Genomic DNA, 19520 nt, shown 5'->3' with positions numbered 1-19520 from the left:
CCGGGCCCGACGGTCCGGGGGGAGGACCACCGTGGCAGCAGGAGCAGGGCGCGAACGTGCCTCCACCGCTCGATCGGACCTGCGGGTGGTCGACGACGGACAGGAGCTCACCATCGACGCCGTGGGAACGACGCAGGCGCAGGCGATCGAGGAGAAGACCAACCGGGCGGTCGAGGCCGCGACCGCCGCGGCCAACGGCAGCGACGTCGTCGACGACGAGACCCGGCCCGCGGGCCGGCCGCAGGCCAACGCCCGGTTCACCAGCCGCAAGGGCCCGCAGACCCCGGAGCAGGAACAGGCCGAGGCCGCGCTGCGCGCCATGTGGGAGGAGTACAAGGCCTCCGGCGACGGCGTCGTCCGCGAGAAGCTGATCATGCACTACTCGCCGCTGGTCAAGTACGTCGCCGGCCGCGTCGGGGTCGGGCTGCCGCCGAACATCGAGCAGGCCGACCTGGTCTCCTACGGCATCTTCGGCCTCATCGACGCCATCGAGAAGTTCGACATCGAACGCGCCATCAAGTTCGAGACCTACGCCATCTCCCGCATCCGCGGGGCGATCATCGACGAGCTGCGCTCCATCGACTGGATCCCGCGCTCGGTGCGCAGCAAGGCCCGCGAGGTGGAGCGCACCTACGCCGCCCTCGAGGCGGAGCTGCACCGGACCCCCACCGAGGTGGAGGTCGCGGCGCGCATGGAGATCAAGCTCTCCGAGCTGCACCACATCTTCAGCCAGGTGTCCTACGTCAACGTCGTCGCGCTGGACGAGCTGCTCAGCGTCTCGGGGGAGAAGGGCGACAAGCTCTCCTTGGTCGACACCCTAGAGGACACCAAGGCCGAGGACCCGGTGCAGTCCTTCGAGAAGGAGGAGACCAAGTTCCTCCTCTCCCGGGCGATCAACCAGCTGCCCGAGCGGGAGAAGATCGTGGTGACCCTCTACTACTACGAGGGGCTGACCCTGGCCGAGATCGGCCGCGTCCTCGGGGTCACCGAGTCCCGCATCTGCCAGATGCACACCAAGGCGGTCCTGCAGCTGCGCGGCAAGCTCGCCGACGCCGACTGACCCCCGATACCGGCAGGACCCCTCCACGCCGGCCCTTAGGGGCGTCCCAGCGGCAGCAGCACGGGAGCCGCCGCCCGCAGCCGCCCCAGCGGGTCCAGGTAGTCCTCCCCCGCCCGCAGCCCCAGGTGCAGGCAGCTCGTCGCCCCCGCGCAGTGCGCCGGGGCGGCGAGGGTGCCCACCCGCTGCCCACCGCGCACCGCCTCCCCGGCCACCACGTCCGCGCTGACGGGCTCGTAGGTGCTCCGCAGCCCCCCGGCGTGGGCCACGACGACCACCGGCCGCCCCGCGACCTGGCCGGCGAAGGTCACCGACCCCGTCGCGACGGCCACCACCGGCGCGCCGGGGGCCGCGGCGAGGTCGACCCCCCGGTGCCCGGCCTCGTAACGCCCGACCGCGTCGAAGCCGCGCACCACCCGGGGCGGGGCGACCGGCCACACCCACCGCTCGCCCCCCGCTCCCGCAGCGGGGGGCGCGGGCTCGGGATCCCCGACCGCGGTCACGGCCAGGCCGGCCACCACCAGCGTCGAGGCCAGCGCCACCAGGCCGGTGGGGAGGGCGGAGGTCAGCACCGGGGCACCGTGCCGCGGACCGGCGCCCGGGGGGACGCCCCGGCCGCGGCCCCTGGGGACGGCGCGCCCTGTGCACGCGCCCGCGTCAGCGCCGCGCGGCGCACTCCACGCAGGTCGTCGCCCACGGCCGCGCGGCCAGGCGCTCCGGCGCGATCTCCCGCCCGCAGCCCTCGCACCGGCCGAAGCCGGGCTCGTCGACGCGGGCGAGGGCGTCGTCCAGCGCCACCAGCCGGCGGCGAACCTGGTCCAGGACGGCGGCGACCTGGGCGCGCTCGAACGCCGTCGTCGAGCCCTCCGGGTCGTGCTCGTCGTCGGCGGTGCCCTCGGCGGCCGCCTCCAGCGCGCTGGCCAGCTCGCGCTCCAGACCCCTCACCCGCTGCGCCGCGTCGTCCCGCTCGGCCAGCAGCGTCTCGCGCAGGCTCACCGCGGGCGCAGCGCCTGCAGCCGCCGGCAGGCCTCCTCCAGCACGGCGTCGGACTTGCAGAACGTGAACCGCACCAGCGGGCGCACCGCCGCGGCGGCGGGGGAGCCGGGCTCGCAGAACGCCGAGACCGGCACGCCCACGACGCCGGCCAGCCCGGGCAGCTCCCGGCACAGCGCGGTCCCGTCATCGTGGCCCAGCGGCCGCGGGTCGGCGACGACGAAGTACGTCCCGGCGGGGACCGAGACCCCGAAGCCCGCCGAGAGCAGGCCCTCGACGAGGAGGTCCCGGCGCCGCTGCAGGTCCGCGGCGAGGCCGAGGTAGAAGTCGTCGGGCAGGGCCAGCGCGCCCGCCACGGCCGGCTGGAAGGGGCCGGCGTTGACGTAGGTGAGGAACTGCTTCACCATGCGCACCGCCGCCACGAGCGGGGCCGGGCCGCTGACCCAGCCGACCTTCCAGCCGGTCACCGAGAACGTCTTGCCGGCCGAGGACACCGTCAGCGTCCGCTCGGCCATCCCCGGCAGCGTCGCCACCGGCACGTGCCGGTGCTCGTCGAAGACGAGGTGCTCGTACACCTCGTCGGTCAGCACCACCGCGTCGTGCTCGACGGCCAGCGCCGCGACGGCGGCGACCTGCGCGGGGGAGAGCACCGTCCCGGTCGGGTTGTGGGGGGTGTTGAGCAGGACGACCCGGGTCCGCGCGGAGAACGCCGCCCGCAGGTCCTGGGCGTCGAGGGTGGAGCCGTCGGGTCCCGGCACCAGGGGGACCGAGCGCTGCACCGCCCCGGAGAGGGCGATGACGGCCGCGTAGGAGTCGTAGGCCGGTTCGAGCACGACGACCTCGTCGCCGGGTCCGCACAGCGCGAGCAGGCTCGCCGCGATCGCCTCGGTGGCCCCGGCCGTCACCAGGACCTCGGTGCCGGGGTCGAGGGTGAGCCCGTAGAAGCGGTGCTGGTGCTCGGCCACGGCCTCCAGCAGCGCCGGGACCCCGGTCCCCGGCGGGTACTGGTTGCGCCCGGACCGGATCGCGGCGACGGCGTCCTCCAGCAGCGACGCCGGGCCGTCGGCGTCGGGGAAGCCCTGGCCCAGGTTGACCGCCCCGGTGCGCGCGGCGAGCGCGGACATCTCGGCGAAGACCGTGGGCCCGAAGCGCCGCATCCGCGCCACCACGCGCGGGTCGGGGGGAGGGGGCGGGGCCCCCGGCGGGGGCGCCGACGCGCCGCGGTCGAGACCGGTGCTCACGCGTCGTAGACTACGGGGGCACCCCGTGCGCGTCCTCGAGCCCTCCCCGGGTTCCGGAGCCTGACCGGGGTGACATCGCGTCCCCGCTCCCCGCGTCAGCGCGGGGGGAGCACCCTCTCGGTCCACCCGGTCCCCGGGTGGTCGGGTGCGTCCCGGGGACCAGGCGCGGCGGACCGACCGGTCCGCGGCGGAGCAACCGATCGGCCCCGCGCGGGGCCGGCACGAGGAGGACCACCCATGGCCGTCGTGACGATGCGCCAGCTGCTCGAGTCCGGTGTGCACTTCGGGCACCAGACCCGCCGCTGGAACCCCAAGATGAAGCGCTTCCTCTTCACCGAGCGCAACGGCATCTACATCATCGACCTGCAGCAGTCGCTGTCGTTCATCGACCGCGCCTACGACTTCGTGAAGGAGACCGTCGCCCACGGCGGTTCCATCATGTTCATCGGCACGAAGAAGCAGGCCCAGGAGTCCATCGCCGAGCAGGCCCGCCGCGTGGGCATGCCCTTCGTGAACCAGCGCTGGCTCGGCGGGATGCTGACCAACTTCCAGACCGTCAACAAGCGCATCGCCCGCATGCGCGAGCTCGAGCAGGTCGACTTCGACGACGTGGCCGGCTCCGGTCTCACGAAGAAGGAACTGCTCGTGCTGCGTCGCGAGTACGACAAGCTGACCAAGACCCTCGGCGGCATCCGCGAGATGACGAAGGTCCCCTCCGCGGTGTGGATCGTCGACACCAACAAGGAGCACCTCGCCGTCGACGAGGCCAAGAAGCTGAACATCCCCGTCGTCGCGATCCTCGACTCCAACTGCGACCCGGACGACGTGGACTACCGCATCCCCGGCAACGACGACGCGATCCGCTCCGTCACGCTGCTGACCCGCGTCATCGCCGACGCCGTGGCCGAGGGTCTGCAGGTCCGCCACGGCGGCAAGTCCGACGCGGCCGAGCCGCTCGCGGCCTGGGAGCAGGACCTGCTCGCCGGCGACGAGGGCGTGCAGTCCGGCGGCTCCGAGTCCGTGGCGACCGTCGAGGGCTCCACCGCCCCCGAGGCCGCGCAGGCCGAGGCCGCCGAGGGTCAGCCCGCCGAGGCGGCTGCGGAGGCCGGCGACACCGCCGAGGCCCCCGTCGCCGGCGACGAGGCTCCCGCCGAGGCCGCTGCCCAGGTCTGACCGGACCGGCACGACCCGACACAGGACGCCTGTGGTGACGCCCCGGGCCCTCACCGGCCCGGGGCGTCCGCGCGTCCACCCCCCAGGCACGACCCGAAGTCCGCGAACGACGAGAGGAACGACCGTGGCTGCGTACACCGCCGCTGACGTCAAGGCGCTGCGCGAGAAGACCGGCGCCGGCATGCTGGACTGCAAGAACGCGCTCGTCGAGTCCGAGGGCGACGTCGAGAAGGCCATCGAGCTGCTGCGCATCAAGGGCCAGAAGGGCGTGGCCAAGCGCGAGGACCGCGACGCCTCCAACGGCCTCGTCGCGGTGCACACCGACGGCGGTCTCGGCGTCATGGTCCAGCTGAACTGCGAGACCGACTTCGTCGCCAAGAGCGAGGGCTTCATCGCCCTCTCCCAGCAGGTGCTCGACCAGGCCGTCGCCGTCGCCGCGACCGACGCCGAGTCGCTGCTGGCCTCCGACCTGGGCGGGCGCACCGTCCAGGAGCTGCTCGACGAGGCCAACGCCACGATGGGCGAGAAGATCCTCGTCCCGCGGGTGGCCCGCATCGAGGGGACCCACGTCTCGGCCTACCTGCACCGCACCGCCACCGACCTGCCGCCGACCATCGGCGTGCTCGTCGCCCTCGACGCCGTGAACGACGAGATCGGCAAGGACGTCGCGATGCACACCGCCGCGATGAGCCCGACCTACCTCACCCGCGAGGACGTGCCGGCGGAGAAGGTCGAGAGCGAGCGCCGCATCGCCGAGGAGACCGCCCGCGAGGAGAACAAGCCCGAGGCGGCCATGGCGAAGATCGTCGAGGGCCGGGTGAACAGCTACTTCAAGGACAACGTCCTGCTGGAGCAGCCCTTCGCCAAGGACCCGAAGACGACCATCACCAAGCTGCTGGCCGGGGCCGGGGTGCACGTCACCTCCTTCGCCCGCTTCCGCGCCGGCGCCTGAACCGCACCACCACGCAGACGTGGACGGGGTGGGGGGACCAGTGGTCCCCCCACCCCGTCCGCACGTCCGGACCAGTCCCGCCTCACCGAGCGTGACCTCGACCTCCCCCCTGGGGCAGACTGCCCCGGACCCCCGCCGCACCCGATCCCGAGGAGCCCCCGCGTGAGCGAGCCCAGCCTGACCGTCGACCTCGAGGCCGGGACGGTGCGACCGAGCCCCGCCTACCGGCGGGTGCTCCTCAAGCTCTCCGGGGAGTTCTTCGGCAACGGCCGGGTCGGGGTCGACCCCGACGTCATCTCCCAGGTCGCGCGCGAGATCGCCGGTCCGGTCAAGCAGGGCGTGCAGGTCGCCATCGTCGTCGGCGGCGGCAACTTCTTCCGCGGCGCGGAGCTGTCCCAGCGCGGCATGGAGCGCAGCCGGGCCGACTACATGGGCATGCTCGGCACCGTCATGAACGCCCTCGCGCTGCAGGACTTCCTGGAGCAGCAGGACGTCTCCACGCGCGTGCAGACGGCGATCACGATGGGCCAGGTCGCCGAGCCCTACATCCCGCGCCGCGCCATCCGGCACATGGAGAAGGGGCGCGTGGTCATCTTCGGCGCCGGGGCCGGGATGCCCTACTTCTCCACCGACACCGTCGCCGCGCAGCGCGCCCTCGAGGTCCGCGCCGACGCCGTGCTGATGGCCAAGAACGGCGTCGACGGCGTCTACACCGGGGACCCGCGCAAGGACCCCGCGGCCACGAAGATCGACACGATCAGCTACGCGGAGGCCCTGCAGAGGAACCTGCGCGTCGTGGACACCACGGCCTTCAGCCTCTGCATGGACAACCGGCTGCCCATGATCGTGTTCGGCATGGAGGGCCAGGGCGTGGCGCGCGCGCTGCGGGGTGAGAGGATCGGCACGCAGGTGATCGCCGACTGAGCCCCGCGGGCCGCTGAGCGGCACCGCAGGCGGACAGGACGCGCCGGACGCAGGACGAAGGGAACCACCCGTGATCGACGACACCCTCCTCGAGGCCGAGGAGAAGATGGAGAAGGCGATCGAGGTCGCCAAGGGGGACTTCGGCGCCATCCGCACCGGCCGGGCCAACGCGGCCATGTTCCACAAGATCATGGTCGACTACTACGGCGCGCCGACCCCGTTGCAGCAGCTGGCCAGCTTCCAGATCCCCGAGGCCCGCTCGGTGCTCATCACCCCCTTCGACCGGGCGGCGATGAGCGAGATCGAGAAGGCGCTGCGCAACTCCGACCTCGGCGTCAACCCGGGCAACGACGGCAACGTGATCCGGATCGTGCTGCCGCAGCTGACCGAGGAGCGCCGCAAGGACTACATCAAGATCGCCCGCACCAAGGCCGAGGACGCGCGCGTCTCGCTGCGCAACGTCCGTCGTCGCGCCAAGGAGGAGCTGGACCGCATCGTCAAGGACGGCGAGGCCGGCGAGGACGAGGTGGGCCGGGCGGAGAAGGAGCTCGAGGCCGTCACCAAGAAGCACGTCGACGCCATCGACGAGCTGCTGAAGAACAAGGAAGCCGAGCTGCTCGCGGTCTGAGCGGGCGGACCGAGCTCCCCAGGACGTGACCAGCGACGTGACCGGCCACCCCGCCACCACCGACCCGCCGCGGCGGGCGGGACGCAACCTCCCCGCCGCCGTCGGCATCGGACTCGGTCTCGGGGCCGCCGTCGTCGCCAGCCTGTTCATCCGCCCGGAGGCGTTCGTCGTCTTCGCGACCGTCGCCGTCCTCTACGGCAGCGTCGAGGTGGTGCGGGCCTTCCGCTCGCGCCACCTGCGGGTGCCGGTGCTGCCGCCGGTGGTCGGGACCCTCGCGATGCTGCCGGGGGCCTACCTCGGCGGCGGGGAGACCCTCCTCGTCGCCTACGTCCTCACCGTCTTCGCCGTCCTCGCCCACCGGTTGCTCGGGGACGGCGGCGACCACGGTTCCCCGGTGCCGGTCCCGGCCGTGCGCGACGTCGCCGGCGGGCTCTTCGTCGTCAGCTACGTCCCCCTGCTGGCCGGGTTCGCGATGCTCATGCTCGCCGCGAGCGACGGCCCCTGGCGCGTCCTCGTGTTCGTGCTCCTCGTCGTGGCCAGCGACGTCGGCGGGTACGCGACCGGGGTGCTGTGGGGCCGGCACCCGATGGCCCCCTCGGTCAGCCCCAAGAAGTCGTGGGAGGGGACCGCGGGGTCCCTCGCGGTCGGGGCGGTGACCGGGGCGATCGCGCTGCCGCTGGCGCTGGACGGGTCCTGGTGGGGCGGGGCGCTCCTGGGGCTGGTCACCGTGGTGGTCGCGGTCCTGGGCGATCTGTCGGAGTCGATGCTCAAGCGCGACCTCGGGATCAAGGACATGGGCACCCTGCTGCCCGGTCATGGCGGGGTGATGGACCGCCTGGACTCGCTGCTGCCGGCCGCGCCGGTCGTGCACCTGCTGCTGCTGGTGCTCGTCGGGTCCTGAGGAGCGCGACTCCCCTTACCATGGAGTCACGATGACGACTCCCCTGGACACCCCCACCCGCGAACCGCTGCCCCTGGCGCCCGCCGGACCCGGCAAGCTCGTGATGTCGGCCCCCCGCCGCGGCAAGCCGCCGCGGCACTTCGTCGACCTCGAACCGGCCGAGCGCGGGCCCGCGATGGTGGAGCTGGGGGAGAAGGCCTTCCGCGGCAAGCAGCTGGCCACCCAGTGGTTCGAGCGCCTCGAGGACGACCCGGCGAGGATGACGGACCTGCCCGCCGCCAGCCGCACGAGGATCGCCGAGGCGCTGCTGCCGACGCTGCTCACCCCGATCCGCACCCTCACCGCCGACGGCGGCACCACGATCAAGTCGCTGTACCGCCTGCACGACGGCGCCCTCGTGGAGTCGGTGCTCATGCGCTACAAGAACCGCGACACCATCTGCATCTCCAGCCAGGCCGGCTGCGGCATGAACTGCCCCTTCTGCGCCACCGGGCAGGCCGGCCTGACCCGCAACCTGTCCACGGCGGAGATCGTCGAGCAGGTCACCGCCGCCTCGCGCGCGCTGGCCCGCGACGAGGTCCCCGGTGGGCCCGGGCGCGTCAGCAACGTCGTGTTCATGGGCATGGGGGAGGCGCTGGCCAACTACAAGTCCGCCGTCGCCGCGGTGCGCCGCCTCGTCTCGCCCGCCCCCGACGGGCTGGGCATCTCCGCGCGCGGCGTCACCATGTCCACGGTGGGGCTGGTCCCGGCCATCGACAAGTTCGCGCAGGAGGGCATCGCGGCCACCCTGGCGCTGAGCCTGCACGCCCCCGACGACGAGCTGCGCGACGAGCTCGTCCCGATCAACCAGCGGTGGAAGGTCGGGGAGGCCCTCGACGCCGCCCGCCGCTACTTCGAGGCCACCGGGCGCCGGGTCAGTATCGAGTACGCCCTCATCAAGGACATCAACGACCAGGCCTGGCGGGCGGACCGCCTGGGCAAGCTGCTCAACGCCCGCGGGCGCGGCTGGGTCCACGTCAACCCCATCCCGCTGAACCCGACGCCGGGCTCGAAGTGGACCGCCAGCGACCCGGCCGTGGAGCGCGCCTTCGTCGCGGCGCTGGAGAACCGCGGCATCCCCACCACCGTCCGCGACACCCGCGGCAGCGACATCGACGGGGCCTGCGGGCAGCTGGCGGCGATCGGCCCCGAGCAGCCGCGCGCGTGAGCGCGAGCCCCGAGCGGGCCCTGCCGCTGTCGCAGCTGCTGCAGGAGCGCCCGGCGCGCGTCGGGGGGCTGCGCCGCGGGTACCGCGTGGAGGACGTCGACGCGTTCTTCCGCCACGTCGCCGCCGCGGTCCCGGTGGGCCGGGTCGCCTCCGGGCAGGTCCGGGCGGTGGGGTTCGGTGCGCAGTTCCGCGGGTACGACGTCGCCGACACCGACGCCCTGCTGGCCGAGATCGAGGACGGGCTGGCCCGCCGCGAGCGGGCGCGGTCGCTGGCCCAGACCGACCAGCGGCCGTTCTCCGAGCGCCGGGCCGCCCTCGGCGCGGCCGTCGCCGGGCGCCTGGAGGAGCCGGCGGGGGAGCGGTTCCCCCGCGCCCACGGCCTGCGCCGCGGGTACCGGCCCGCCGACGTCGACGCGCTCTGCGACCTGCTCGCCGAGCACTTCCGCGGCACCGCGAAGCTCACCGCCGCTGAGGTCCGCGCAGCGCTGTTCCGGCCTCGCCGCGGCCGGCGCGGCTACCGCGAGGCACCCGTGGACGCCTTCCTCGACCGCGTCGTGGAGCTGATGGTCACCTTCGAGCGGTGACGCGGGCGGTGACCGGCGCGCCGCGAGTCAGTCCCACGGCGGCACCGAGCCCAGCACCCGGTCGACGGTGAACGCGACGACGACCCGCGCCGGGTTCGGGCGCGGCGTGCGGTAGCGCGCGGCGTAGCGCTCCTCGGCGTCGCGCACCGACGCCGCGTCCTCCAGGACCGTCCCGACGCCCTCCAGGGCGAGCCAGCGCCGCCCGTCGACCTGCGCGACGACGACCCGCGACCCGCGGCGGGCGTGCACGGCCTTGCGGGAGGTGCCCGAGGTGATGATGCGCACCGTGCCGGTGGCGGCCTCGAAGGTGAAGCCCACGGGCACGACGTGCGGGGACCCGTCGGCGCGCAGCGTGGTGACGGTGGCCAGGTGGCGTTCGGCGAGGAACTCCAGCGCGCTGGGGGGCAGGTCGGCGGGGTCGAGGGCCATGGCCCCAGCCTCTCAGCCCGCCTCGTCGGCCGTGAGGGCGAGCCAGAGCTCGGCGCGGTCGGCGGCGGAGTCCAGCGAGATCCCCAGCAGCGCCTCCAGGCGCGCCACCCGGTGCCGGACGGTGTTGCGGTGCACCCCGAGGGCGTCGGCGGTGGGTTGCCGGGCGCCGTGGTGCTCGAGGAAGGCCCGGGCGCTGGCCCGCAGCACGGCCCCGTCCTCGACCGCGGCCAGCGGCGCCAGCCGCCGCCGCGACCACGGCCGCACCGCGCCGGGGTCCAGGACCTCGGCCAGCGCGCCGGTCCCGGCCCGGGCCAGCGCCCGGTGCGGGCCGGTGCGGGTGTGGGCGGCGCCGGCGGGACGGACCCCCTCGGCGGCGCGGGCCGCGGGCAGGGTCCCGCTGACCCCCCACCGGGCTCCCGGCGGGGGGTCCCCGACGTCCCCGGGGGCGAGGACCGCGTGCCGGTCGTCGTGCCACGCGGTGCCGGGCGGGCTGCCCGTCCAGCGGACGACGACGAGGGGGTCGGGCAGCGGGGCGCCGGCGGCCTCGGCCAGCCGCGCGGCCAGGTCCGCGCGCCCCTCCAGCAGCAGGGCGAGGGTGGCCTCGGCGAGGCCGGCGGGCGCGGCCGCCCGCGCGGTCAGCAGCCCCAGCAGCGCCGCCGCCGTCCCCACCGTCCCGGAGACGGCGCGCGGGGTGGCGGGGGCGCAGGCCACGAGCAGCCACCCCGAGCCCGCGGAGCCGGTGGCGCGCAGCAGCAGCGACCGCTGCGGCGAGACGTCGCGCCAGGCCGCGCGCACCCCCTGGTCGCGGACGCGGTGCAGCCCCGCCACCGCCTCCGGGGGCGGCGGGGCCGCGGTGGTCGCCGCGCGCACGGCGCCGCCGGGGTCCAGCAGCCAGGCCGGCCCGCCGGCGCTGCGGGCGACGCGGCGCAGGACCGCCCCCACCCCGTCCGGCCCCGCCGCGTCCACGGCGAGGTCGCGCTGGGTGCGGGCGGCCGCGGCCTCCGCGTCGTTCTCCCCGCGCCGCAGCAGGTCCGCCAGGCGCCGGGAGACCGCGATGAAGGGGGTGGGCACGGGGACCTCGACGAGGGCGAGGCCCTGCGCGGCCGCGGCGCCGACCAGGGTCCGCGGCACCGCGCGGTGGCTGAGCCCGGTCCCGAACCCCACCCCGGACACCCCGGCGGCCCGGAGGCGCTCCGCCCAGCCCGCCCACCCGGCCCGCGGCGTCCGCAGCCCCGTGGTGAGCAGCAGCTCCCCGCCCTCCAGGAACGCCGTGGGGTCGTCGAGCTCGCTGGTGGCCACCCAGCGCACCGGCACCGAGGGGTCGCCGCCGAGCAGGCGCAGGTCCAGGGACCGGGTCGTCAGGAGATCCGCCAGCACCACCACGGTGTCAGTCTCGCACTGCCGCGACGGCCTTCGGAGTGCAGATCCGGCACTGACGCCCGCCCCGGCCGGAGCCTAGGGTCGGAGCATGACGACCCTCAGCAGCCCCGACGCGACGAGCGCCCCCGCGGTGGGCGGCCCGGCCCTGCCCCAGGAGATCCGGCTGCGCACCGAGGTCCCCGGGCCCCTCTCGCGCGAGCTCGCCGCGCGGCGGGTGGCCGCCGTCTCCGCCGCCGTGGGGTCCTCGATGCCCTTCTACGCCGCGGTCGCCGGCGGCGGGGTCGTCGTCGACGTCGACGGGAACTCCTACGCCGACCTCGGCTCCGGCATCGCCGTGACGACCGTCGGGAACGCCGACCCCGCCGTCGTCGCCGCCGTGGGCGAGCAGGTCGGGCGCTTCACCCACACCTGCTTCATGATCACCCCCTACGACTCCTACGTCGCGGTCGCCGAGCGCCTCAACGCGCTGACCCCCGGCGACTTCCCCAAGCGCACCGCGCTGTTCTCCACCGGCGCCGAGGCCGTGGAGAACGCCGTCAAGGTCGCCCGCGCCTTCACCGGCCGCCAGGCCGTCGTCGTCTTCGACCACGCCTACCACGGCCGCACCAACCTCACGATGGCCATGACGGCCAAGAACATGCCGTACAAGAACGGCTTCGGGCCCTTCGCCCCCGAGGTCTACCGCGCCCCCCTGAGCTACCCCTTCCGCGACGGCCTCGACGGCCCCACCGCCGCCGCCCGCGCGATCGCCACCATCGAGAAGCAGGTCGGGGCCGCGAACCTCGCCGCCGTCGTCGTCGAGCCGGTCCAGGGCGAGGGCGGGTTCATCGTGCCCGCCCCCGGGTTCCTGCCCGCGATCGCGGCCTGGGCGAGGGAGAACGGCGTCGTCTTCGTCGCCGACGAGGTGCAGACCGGCATCGCCCGCACCGGCGCGGTGTTCGCCTCGCACCTGGAGGGGATCGAACCGGACCTGGTGACCATCGCCAAGGGCGTCGCCGGCGGTCTGCCGCTGGCCGCGGTCACCGGCCGCGCCGAGATCCTCGACGCCCCCGTCGTCGGCGGTCTGGGCGGCACCTACGGCGGCAACCCCGCCGCCTGCGCCGCCGCCCTGGCCACCCTCGACGCGGTGGAGCACGAGGACCTGCCCGCCCGGGCCCGGCAGCTGGAGGGGGTCCTCCTCCGCCGCCTGCACGCCCTGGCCGCCGTCGACCCCCGCGTCGGCGACGTCCGCGGACGCGGCGCGATGGTCGCCGTGGAGCTCGTCCGGCCCGGGACCACCGAACCCGACGCCGCGCTGGCCAAGCGGGTCGCCGCCGACGCCGCCCGGCGCGGGGTCATCGTCCTGACCTGCGGCACCGATGGCAACGTCCTGCGCTTCCTGCCCCCGCTGAGCATCCCCGACGCGTTGCTGGAGGAGGCGTTCGACGTCCTCGACGACGTCTTCGCCACCGACCGGCCCACCGCGCGCTGACGCGCACCGACCACCCCGAGAGGCAGGACCGACCGTGAGCACCACGCAGCACGAGCAGGACCTCGTCCGCGCCGTCCCCACCGGGTTGTTCGTCGGCGGGGGCTGGCGCGAGGCCGAGGGCGGGCGCACCGTCGACGTGGAGGATCCCGCCACCGGGCAGGTCCTGGTCGCCGTCTCCGACGCGAGCGTCGCCGACGGCACCGCCGCCCTCGACGCCGCCGTCGCCGCCGCCCCCGCCTGGGCCCGCACCCCGACCCGCCAGCGCGCCGAGGTCCTGCGCCGCGCCTTCGAGCTCATCACCGCCCGCGCCGACGACTTCGCCCTGCTCATGACCCTGGAGATGGGCAAGCCGCTGGCCGAGGCCCGCGGCGAGGTGGCCTACGGCGCGGAGTTCTTCCGGTGGTTCTCCGAGGAGGCCCCCCGCATCGCCGGCCGCTACGCCCAGAACCCCGCCGGCGGGTCCCGGCTGCTGACCCTCAAGCAGCCCGTGGGCCCCGTCCTGGCCATCCTGCCGTGGAACTTCCCCCTCGCCATGGGCACCCGCAAGATCGCCCCCGCGCTCGCGGCCGGCTGCACGATCGTGGTGAAGCCGGCCACCCAGACCCCGCTGACGACGCTGCTGCTGGCGCAGGTGCTGGCCGAGGCCGGGGTGCCCGACGGCGTCGTCAACGTCGTCACCACGACCTCGACGGCGGAGGTCGTCGAGCCCCTCGTGCGCGACCCGCGCCTGCGCAAGCTCACCTTCACCGGGTCCACCCCGGTGGGGAAGAAGCTCGTCGCCCAGTCCGCCGAGCGCCTGCTGCGGGTGTCGATGGAGCTCGGCGGCAACGCCCCGTTCCTCGTCTTCGACGACGCCGACCTCGACGCGGCCGTGGAGGGCGCGGTCGCGGCCAAGATGCGCAACACCGGGGAGGCGTGCACCGCGGCCAACCGCTTCTACGTGCAGCGGCCGGTGGCGGAGGAGTTCTCCCGCCGCCTCGGCGAGCGCCTGGGCGCGATGGTCGTGGGGCGCGGCACCGAGGACGGCGTCCAGGTCGGCCCGCTCATCGACGCCCGCGCCCGCGACGGGGTGGCGCGACGCGTCTCCGAGGCCGTCGACGCGGGCGCGCAGGTCCTCGTCGGGGGTTCCCCCGTCGGGGAGCGCGGGTACTTCTACGCCCCCACCGTCCTCACCGGCGTCCCCGCCGGGTCGCGGCTGCTGACCGAGGAGACCTTCGGCCCGGTCGCCCCCGTCGTCGTCTTCGACGAGGAGGCCGAGGGCGTCGCGCTGGCCAACGACACCGAGTACGGCCTCGTCGGGTACGCCTTCACCCGGGGCCTGGACCGCGGGTTCCGCGTCGCGGAGGCCCTGGAGACGGGGATGGTCGGGCTGAACGCCGGGGTGATCTCCAACGCCGCCGCCCCCTTCGGCGGGGTGAAGGCCAGCGGCTTCGGGCGCGAGGGCGGCGCGGAGGGCATCGAGGAGTACCTCGAGACGAAGTACGTGGGCTTCCCGCTCTGAGGGCGGGGACCACGACGGACGAGCACGGACGAGGACGGCCGGCGACCCCGCGGGGTCGCCGGCCGTCCTCGTCCCGGGGTCAGATCCGGGCGGCCTCGCGGTACACGGCCTCGACGACGTCGCCGAACAGCGGGCCGTAGAGCACCTCCGGCGCCCGGTCGTAGCTGAAGCTCACCACCGAGGTCACCGTGCCGGTGCCCGCGGCGGGGTCCAGACCGCTCAGCCAGGGCCCGCCGCTGGAGCCGCCGGCCATGCTGCACAGCGTCGCCCGGTCGGTCGTGGGGTCGTTGGAGGAGGTCACGTCGGTGAAGCGGGGCCCCGTGCAGAACTGCAGGGTGGTGCCGTCGGCCTTGGCGCTGCGCCCGGGGTAGCCGAGCACCGTGACCCGGTCCAGGGCGGGGGTGAAGTCGATGGCGAAGGACCCGACGGTGTCGGCCAGCGAGCGGCCCCCCACCGAGCGCACGACGGCGAACCCGACGTCGTAGTTCAGGGCCGCGGCCGTGGACTGGTTCCCGTCGCGCCACTGCGCGGTGGTGAACAGCCGCGTCGCGGGGAACGACCCGTGGGGCGCGCCCGCCCCGGTCAGGCCGGGCACGAAGACGACGTTGGTGGAGGCCACGCCGTTCTCGGTGAGGCAGTGCCCGGCGGTGACGATGACGTCGCCGGCGGGGGAGGCGACGCTGCTGGCGCTGCACTCGTAGTCGCCGCGCCCCTGGGTGAAGAACAGCCGGCCGACCTTCTTCGCGACCTGGGCCGGCCCACCCCACGGCGTGCCCGTGGTCACGGTGGACTCCGGGGCCGTCCCGGAGGTGCCGCGGGTGGCCCGGCCCACCGGGAGCGCGTCCCCCGCGGCCAGGGTGGAGCGCGTCGACGGCGTCCCGGCCGCGGGCGCGGGGACCTCGCCGCCGGCCACGACCCGGTCCGCGGGCTGCGCGGCTGCCATGCGCTCGGGGGTCCAGTAGTCCGTGGCGGCCCGCTGCGCGGCGTCGTCGGCGGTGGAGAGCAGCGTCGCCGCCCCACCGGTGCCGCCCACCTCGACCGCCGCGGCGCTGCCGCCGCCGAGGGCGAGGACGACGGACGAGGCCAGCGCGAGTGCGCCGGCGGAGCTCGCGCGGACGAGTGGTCGCATGACGGGTGTCCCTCCAGGGCCGGTGGTGCTGGGGCCATCCTGGCGGATCCGGTGACGATCCGCCGCAGCGAGCCGGTGGCAGGCGTGGCGCGCGGGGGCCGGGCGCCATGATGGGCGGGTGAGCCCGACCGCCCCGGCACCCCCGTCCCCACCCGCCGCGACGCCGCGCGAGGTGGTGCTGCTGGGCAGCACCGGCTCGATCGGCACCCAGGCCCTCGACGTGGTGGCCGCGGCCGCCGGGGCGTTCCGCGTCGTCGCGCTGGCCGCGGGGGGCGCCGACGTCGGGCTGCTGGCCCGCCAGGCCCTGGACCACGGGGTCGCGCTGGTGGGCGTGGCCCGCCCCGACGCCGTCCCCGCCCTGCACGAGGCGCTGCGCGCGCAGGCCGCCGGCCGTCCCCTCCCGCGGGTGGTGGCCGGCCCCGACGCGGCCAGCGAGGTCGCGACCCACCCGCTCGCCGAGGGCGGGGTCGTCCTCAACGGCATGACCGGCTCGGTGGGCCTGCGCCCCACGCTGGCGGCGCTGGGCACGGGACGGACCCTGGCCCTGGCCAACAAGGAGTCCCTCGTCGCGGGCGGCCCGCTGGTCACCGCCGCGGCGGGACCGGGGCAGGTCGTGCCGGTGGACTCCGAGCACTCCGCCCTGGCCCAGTGCCTGCGGGGCGGCTCGCCCGCCGAGGTCGCCCGCCTCGTCCTCACCGCCAGCGGCGGCCCGTTCCGCGGTCGTCGCCGCGAGGAGCTCGGCGGGGTCACCCCCGCGCAGGCGCTGGCCCACCCGACCTGGTCGATGGGCCCGGTCGTCACGACGAACTCCGCGACCCTGGTGAACAAGGGCCTGGAGGTCATCGAGGCGTCGCTGCTGTTCGGCGTCGGCTACGACCGCATCGACGTCGTCGTGCACCCGCAGTCGGTGGTGCACTCCATGGTCGAGTTCACCGACGGGTCGACCCTGGCGCAGTGCTCGCCGCCGGACATGCGGCTGCCGATCGCGCTGGGCCTGGGCTGGCCCGACCGCGTCCCCGGGGCCACCGCCGGGATCGACTGGACCCGCGCGGCGTCCTGGACCTTCGAACCCCTCGACGCGCAGGCGTTCCCGGCCGTGGACCTCGCCCGCGAGGCCGGCCGGCGCGGGTCGACGGTCCCGGCGGTGTTCAACGCCGCCAACGAGGAGTGCGTCACCGCCTTCCACGCCGGCCGGCTGCCGTTCCTGGGCATCGTGGACACCGTCGCCGCCGTCGTCGCCGAGCACGACCCGGCCGGGGACCCCCGCGACGTCGAGGACGTCCTGGCCGCCGAGGACTGGGCGCGCGCGCGGGCCCGCGAGCTGGTGGGCGGGGTGTCGGCCCCGTGACGACGGTGCTGCTGTGGGCGGCCGGGATCCTCGTCGCCGCGGTCGGCGTCGCGGTCTCCATCGCCCTGCACGAGGTCGGGCACCTGCTGCCGGCGAAGAGGTTCGGCGTCAAGGTCGTGCAGTACATGGTCGGGTTCGGCCCGACCCTGTTCTCCCGCCGGCGGGGGGAGACCGAGTACGGGGTCAAGGCGATCCCCCTCGGCGGCTACGTCCGGATGATCGGGATGTTCCCCCCGGGCCCGGACGGGCGGCTGCGGGCCTCCAGCACCGGCCGCTGGGCGCTCATGGCCGAGGAGGCCCGGCGGGCCAGCTTCGTCGAGGTCGGCCCCGGCGAGGAGCACCGCACCTTCTACCGGCTGCCGGTGTGGCAGCGCATCGTCATCATGTTCGGCGGCCCGTTCGTCAACCTGCTGCTGGCCCTGGTGCTCACCGCCGTCGCGGCCAGCGCCATCGGCCAGCCCGGGTTCGTCCCGACGCTGTCGGCGGTCTCGCAGTGCGTCCTGCCCGCCACGAGCACCGCGACGACGTGCTCGGCGGGCGACCCCGCCGCGCCCGGCGCCGCCGCCGGGCTGCGGCCCGGCGACGAGGTCGTGGAGTTCGACGGCGCCCCCGTGCGGGACTGGGCCTCGCTGTCGGCCGCGATCCGCGAGCGCGGCGGGCAGGAGGTGGACCTCGTCGTCCTGCGCGACGGGCAGCGGCTGCCGATCACCGTCACCCCGGTGCTGACCGAGCGCGCCGTCACCAGCGCCACCGGGCAGGCGACGGGGGAGACCGAGGAGGTCGGCTTCCTCGGCGTCTCCCCGAGCATCGCGGTGGTCCGCACCCCGCTGGCCGAGGTGCCGGGCGTGGTGGGGCAGCAGGTCGAGGGCGTCGTGGGCATCGTCGTGCGGCTGCCGCAGCGGCTCTACGACGTCGCGCAGGCGGCGTTCGGCTCCGCCCCGCGCGACCCGGACGGGCCCATCGGCGTCGTCGGCATCGGCCGCCTGGCCGGGGAGCTCAACGCCCGCCCGGCGATCATCCCCGGCGACGAGCTGGCCGAGCGGACCTCGCGGCTCGTCTCGCTGCTGGCGGGGCTGAACGTGGCGCTGTTCGTGTTCAACCTCATCCCGCTGCTGCCCTTCGACGGCGGCCACATCGCCGGGGCGCTGTGGGAGGTCGTGAAGAAGGCGGTCTTCCGGCTGCGGCGGCGGCCGGACCCCGGGCCCGTGGACGTGGCCAAGGCGATGCCGCTGGCCTACGGCGTCTCGATCCTGCTGGTGGGCATGAGCGTGCTGCTCCTCTACGCCGACATCGTGCGCCCCGTCACCCTGCAGTGAACGCCCCGTGAAGACCCGTCCCCGGTCGCGGCCCCTGGTCGTGGCCGGGGCCGGGCGGGGCGATACTTGACCCCGTGACTGTGAGCCTCGGTCTTCCCGCCCTGCCCCCGCCCGTCCTGGCCCCGCGCCGCAAGACGCGCAAGATCAAGGTGGGCTCGGTGGACGTCGGCGGCGACGCCCCCGTCTCGGTGCAGTCGATGACGACGACGCCGACGACGAACATCAACGCCACGCTGCAGCAGATCGCCGAGCTGACCGCGACCGGCTGCGACATCGTCCGCGTCGCCTGCCCCACCAACGACGACGCCGAGGCGCTGCCGATCATCGCGAAGAAGTCGCAGATCCCGGTCATCGCCGACATCCACTTCCAGCCCAAGTACGTCTTCGCGGCCATCGAGGCCGGGTGCGCGGCGGTCCGGGTCAACCCGGGCAACATCCGCAAGTTCGACGACCAGGTCAAGGAGATCGCGCAGGCGGCCAAGGACCACGGCACCTCGATCCGCATCGGCGTCAACGCCGGCTCCCTCGACCCGCGCCTGCTGGCCAAGTACGGCAAGGCCACCCCCGAGGCGCTGGTGGAGTCCGCGGTGTGGGAGGCGTCCCTCTTCGAGGAGCACGACTTCCACGACTTCAAGATCTCGGTCAAGCACAACGACCCGGTGGTCATGGTCCGGGCCTACGAGCTGCTCTCCGAGCGCGGGGACTGGCCCCTGCACCTCGGCGTCACCGAGGCCGGCCCCGCCTTCCAGGGCACGATCAAGTCCGCCACGGCCTTCGGGGCGCTGCTGTCCAAGGGCATCGGCGACACCATCCGGGTCTCGCTGTCCGCGCCGCCGGTCGAGGAGGTCAAGGTCGGCATCCAGATCCTGCAGTCGCTGAACCTGCGCCCGCGCAAGCTGGAGATCGTCTCCTGCCCCTCCTGCGGGCGCGCCCAGGTCGACGTCTACTCCCTCGCCGAGGCCGTCACCGAGGGCCTGGAGGGCATGAGCGTCCCGCTGCGGGTGGCGGTCATGGGCTGCGTCGTCAACGGGCCCGGGGAGGCCCGCGAGGCCGACCTCGGGGTCGCCAGCGGCAACGGCAAGGGGCAGATCTTCGTCAGGGGCGAGGTCATCAAGACCGTCCCCGAGCACGACATCGTCGCCACCCTCATCGAGGAGGCCAACCGCCTCGCCGCCGAGATGGGCGAACCCGAGGACGACGCCAGCGCCGGTGCGCCCGTCGTGACGGTGAGCTGAGACGCGCCGGGTCACCCGTCTCGACCGCGGGCGCGCGAGCGGGCAGGATGC

At 75.1% G+C, this 19520-nt stretch carries 19 protein-coding genes; 13 read left to right on the top strand and 6 right to left on the bottom strand.

Annotation, left to right across the window (positions count from 1 at the left end):
* Positions 1 to 121: 121 nt before the first annotated feature.
* Positions 122 to 1060: an RNA polymerase sigma factor WhiG gene (gene whiG / locus KRAD_RS04000; protein ID WP_011981962.1), complete on the top strand. Its 939-nt coding sequence runs from the start codon at positions 122 to 124 to the stop codon at positions 1058 to 1060.
* Positions 1061 to 1095: 35 nt separating this feature from the next.
* Here the strand turns inward: whiG and KRAD_RS27455 are convergent, their stop codons facing one another.
* The 3 genes from KRAD_RS27455 to KRAD_RS03985 form a co-directional block, all read right to left on the bottom strand.
* A complete protein-coding gene (locus KRAD_RS27455; protein WP_011981961.1) occupies positions 1096 to 1629 on the bottom strand; it encodes a peptidoglycan DD-metalloendopeptidase family protein in 534 nt (177 codons plus the stop codon).
* 85 nt (positions 1630 to 1714) lie between these two features.
* Positions 1715 to 2053 (bottom strand): TraR/DksA family transcriptional regulator, encoded by a 339-nt coding sequence (locus tag KRAD_RS03990; RefSeq protein WP_011981960.1) that lies wholly within the window; start codon positions 2051 to 2053, stop codon positions 1715 to 1717.
* A complete protein-coding gene (locus KRAD_RS03985) occupies positions 2050 to 3291 on the bottom strand; it encodes a pyridoxal phosphate-dependent aminotransferase (RefSeq protein WP_011981959.1) in 1242 nt (413 codons plus the stop codon). The genes KRAD_RS03990 and KRAD_RS03985 overlap by 4 nt, the downstream gene beginning before the upstream one ends.
* A 237-nt stretch (positions 3292 to 3528) precedes the next feature.
* On the opposite strand from KRAD_RS03985, the gene rpsB reads away from it, so the two are divergent.
* The 7 genes from rpsB to KRAD_RS26880 all read left to right on the top strand — a co-directional run bounded on the left by rpsB (position 3529) and on the right by KRAD_RS26880 (position 9660).
* Positions 3529 to 4464: a 30S ribosomal protein S2 gene (gene rpsB, locus KRAD_RS03980; RefSeq protein ID WP_011981958.1), complete on the top strand. Its 936-nt coding sequence runs from the start codon at positions 3529 to 3531 to the stop codon at positions 4462 to 4464.
* 124 nt (positions 4465 to 4588) lie between these two features.
* Positions 4589 to 5416, top strand: a complete 828-nt coding sequence (gene tsf, locus KRAD_RS03975) for a translation elongation factor Ts (protein ID WP_011981957.1) — start codon at positions 4589 to 4591, stop codon at positions 5414 to 5416.
* Positions 5417 to 5578: 162 nt separating this feature from the next.
* Entirely contained in the window at positions 5579 to 6340 is a 762-nt protein-coding gene (gene pyrH / locus KRAD_RS03970; RefSeq protein ID WP_011981956.1) for a UMP kinase, read from the top strand.
* Positions 6341 to 6410: 70 nt separating this feature from the next.
* Positions 6411 to 6968 (top strand): ribosome recycling factor, encoded by a 558-nt coding sequence (gene frr / locus KRAD_RS03965; protein WP_011981955.1) that lies wholly within the window; start codon positions 6411 to 6413, stop codon positions 6966 to 6968.
* Between the two features lie 25 nt (positions 6969 to 6993).
* Positions 6994 to 7869: a phosphatidate cytidylyltransferase gene (locus KRAD_RS03960; RefSeq protein ID WP_203417489.1), complete on the top strand. Its 876-nt coding sequence runs from the start codon at positions 6994 to 6996 to the stop codon at positions 7867 to 7869.
* A gap of 31 nt (positions 7870 to 7900) precedes the next feature.
* Positions 7901 to 9076, top strand: coding sequence for a dual-specificity RNA methyltransferase RlmN (gene rlmN, locus KRAD_RS03955; protein WP_011981953.1), 1176 nt, complete (start codon positions 7901 to 7903; stop codon positions 9074 to 9076).
* Positions 9073 to 9660 carry a DivIVA domain-containing protein gene (locus KRAD_RS26880; RefSeq protein ID WP_011981952.1) on the top strand — a complete coding sequence of 196 codons (588 nt, stop codon included), beginning with the start codon at positions 9073 to 9075 and terminating at the stop codon, positions 9658 to 9660. The genes rlmN and KRAD_RS26880 overlap by 4 nt, the downstream gene beginning before the upstream one ends.
* 27 nt (positions 9661 to 9687) lie before the next feature.
* Here the strand turns inward: KRAD_RS26880 and KRAD_RS03945 are convergent, their stop codons facing one another.
* Positions 9688 to 10089 carry a pyridoxamine 5'-phosphate oxidase family protein gene (locus KRAD_RS03945; protein WP_011981951.1) on the bottom strand — a complete coding sequence of 134 codons (402 nt, stop codon included), beginning with the start codon at positions 10087 to 10089 and terminating at the stop codon, positions 9688 to 9690.
* Between the two features lie 12 nt (positions 10090 to 10101).
* On the bottom strand, positions 10102 to 11472 hold the full coding sequence (locus tag KRAD_RS03940; RefSeq protein WP_011981950.1) for a PucR family transcriptional regulator: 1371 nt from the start codon (positions 11470 to 11472) through the stop codon (positions 10102 to 10104).
* 85 nt (positions 11473 to 11557) lie between these two features.
* Between KRAD_RS03940 and gabT the strand changes: the two genes are divergently transcribed.
* Positions 11558 to 12940 carry a 4-aminobutyrate--2-oxoglutarate transaminase gene (gabT, locus tag KRAD_RS03935; protein WP_011981949.1) on the top strand — a complete coding sequence of 461 codons (1383 nt, stop codon included), beginning with the start codon at positions 11558 to 11560 and terminating at the stop codon, positions 12938 to 12940.
* Between the two features lie 34 nt (positions 12941 to 12974).
* Complete coding sequence (locus KRAD_RS03930) at positions 12975 to 14441, top strand: NAD-dependent succinate-semialdehyde dehydrogenase (RefSeq protein WP_011981948.1); 1467 nt, start codon at positions 12975 to 12977, stop codon at positions 14439 to 14441.
* A 79-nt stretch (positions 14442 to 14520) separates the two neighbouring features.
* Here KRAD_RS03930 and KRAD_RS03925 read toward each other — a convergent pair whose 3' ends face one another.
* The gene (locus tag KRAD_RS03925) at positions 14521 to 15570 is read right to left on the bottom strand and encodes a trypsin-like serine peptidase (RefSeq protein WP_011981947.1); all 1050 of its coding nucleotides are present in this window, start codon (positions 15568 to 15570) and stop codon (positions 14521 to 14523) included.
* A gap of 118 nt (positions 15571 to 15688) precedes the next feature.
* On the opposite strand from KRAD_RS03925, the gene dxr reads away from it, so the two are divergent.
* The 3 genes from dxr to ispG all read left to right on the top strand — a co-directional run bounded on the left by dxr (position 15689) and on the right by ispG (position 19469).
* Positions 15689 to 16918 carry a 1-deoxy-D-xylulose-5-phosphate reductoisomerase gene (dxr, locus tag KRAD_RS03920; protein WP_011981946.1) on the top strand — a complete coding sequence of 410 codons (1230 nt, stop codon included), beginning with the start codon at positions 15689 to 15691 and terminating at the stop codon, positions 16916 to 16918.
* Positions 16915 to 18234, top strand: a complete 1320-nt coding sequence (locus KRAD_RS03915) for a M50 family metallopeptidase (protein ID WP_011981945.1) — start codon at positions 16915 to 16917, stop codon at positions 18232 to 18234. The genes dxr and KRAD_RS03915 overlap by 4 nt, the downstream gene beginning before the upstream one ends.
* A 74-nt stretch (positions 18235 to 18308) precedes the next feature.
* Complete coding sequence (gene ispG / locus KRAD_RS03910) at positions 18309 to 19469, top strand: flavodoxin-dependent (E)-4-hydroxy-3-methylbut-2-enyl-diphosphate synthase (RefSeq protein WP_011981944.1); 1161 nt, start codon at positions 18309 to 18311, stop codon at positions 19467 to 19469.
* Positions 19470 to 19520 lie beyond the last annotated feature (51 nt).

This window comes from Kineococcus radiotolerans SRS30216 = ATCC BAA-149 (assembly GCF_000017305.1).
GTDB lineage: Bacteria > Actinomycetota > Actinomycetes > Actinomycetales > Kineococcaceae > Kineococcus > Kineococcus radiotolerans.
Note: the sequence above shows the minus strand (reverse complement) of the source record. Positions and strands in the feature narration are given on the sequence as shown.

Excerpts from the sequence above, each read along its gene's own strand:
- rpsB (WP_011981958.1), top strand. The coding sequence starts at position 3,529 with ATGGCCGTCGTGACGATGCGCCAGCTGCTCGAGTCCGGTGTGCACTTC.
- rlmN (WP_011981953.1), top strand. The coding sequence starts at position 7,901 with ATGACGACTCCCCTGGACACCCCCACCCGCGAACCGCTGCCCCTGGCG.
- KRAD_RS03945 (WP_011981951.1), bottom strand. The coding sequence starts at position 10,089 with ATGGCCCTCGACCCCGCCGACCTGCCCCCCAGCGCGCTGGAGTTCCTC.
- gabT (WP_011981949.1), top strand. The coding sequence starts at position 11,558 with ATGACGACCCTCAGCAGCCCCGACGCGACGAGCGCCCCCGCGGTGGGC.
- KRAD_RS03925 (WP_011981947.1), bottom strand. The coding sequence starts at position 15,570 with ATGCGACCACTCGTCCGCGCGAGCTCCGCCGGCGCACTCGCGCTGGCC.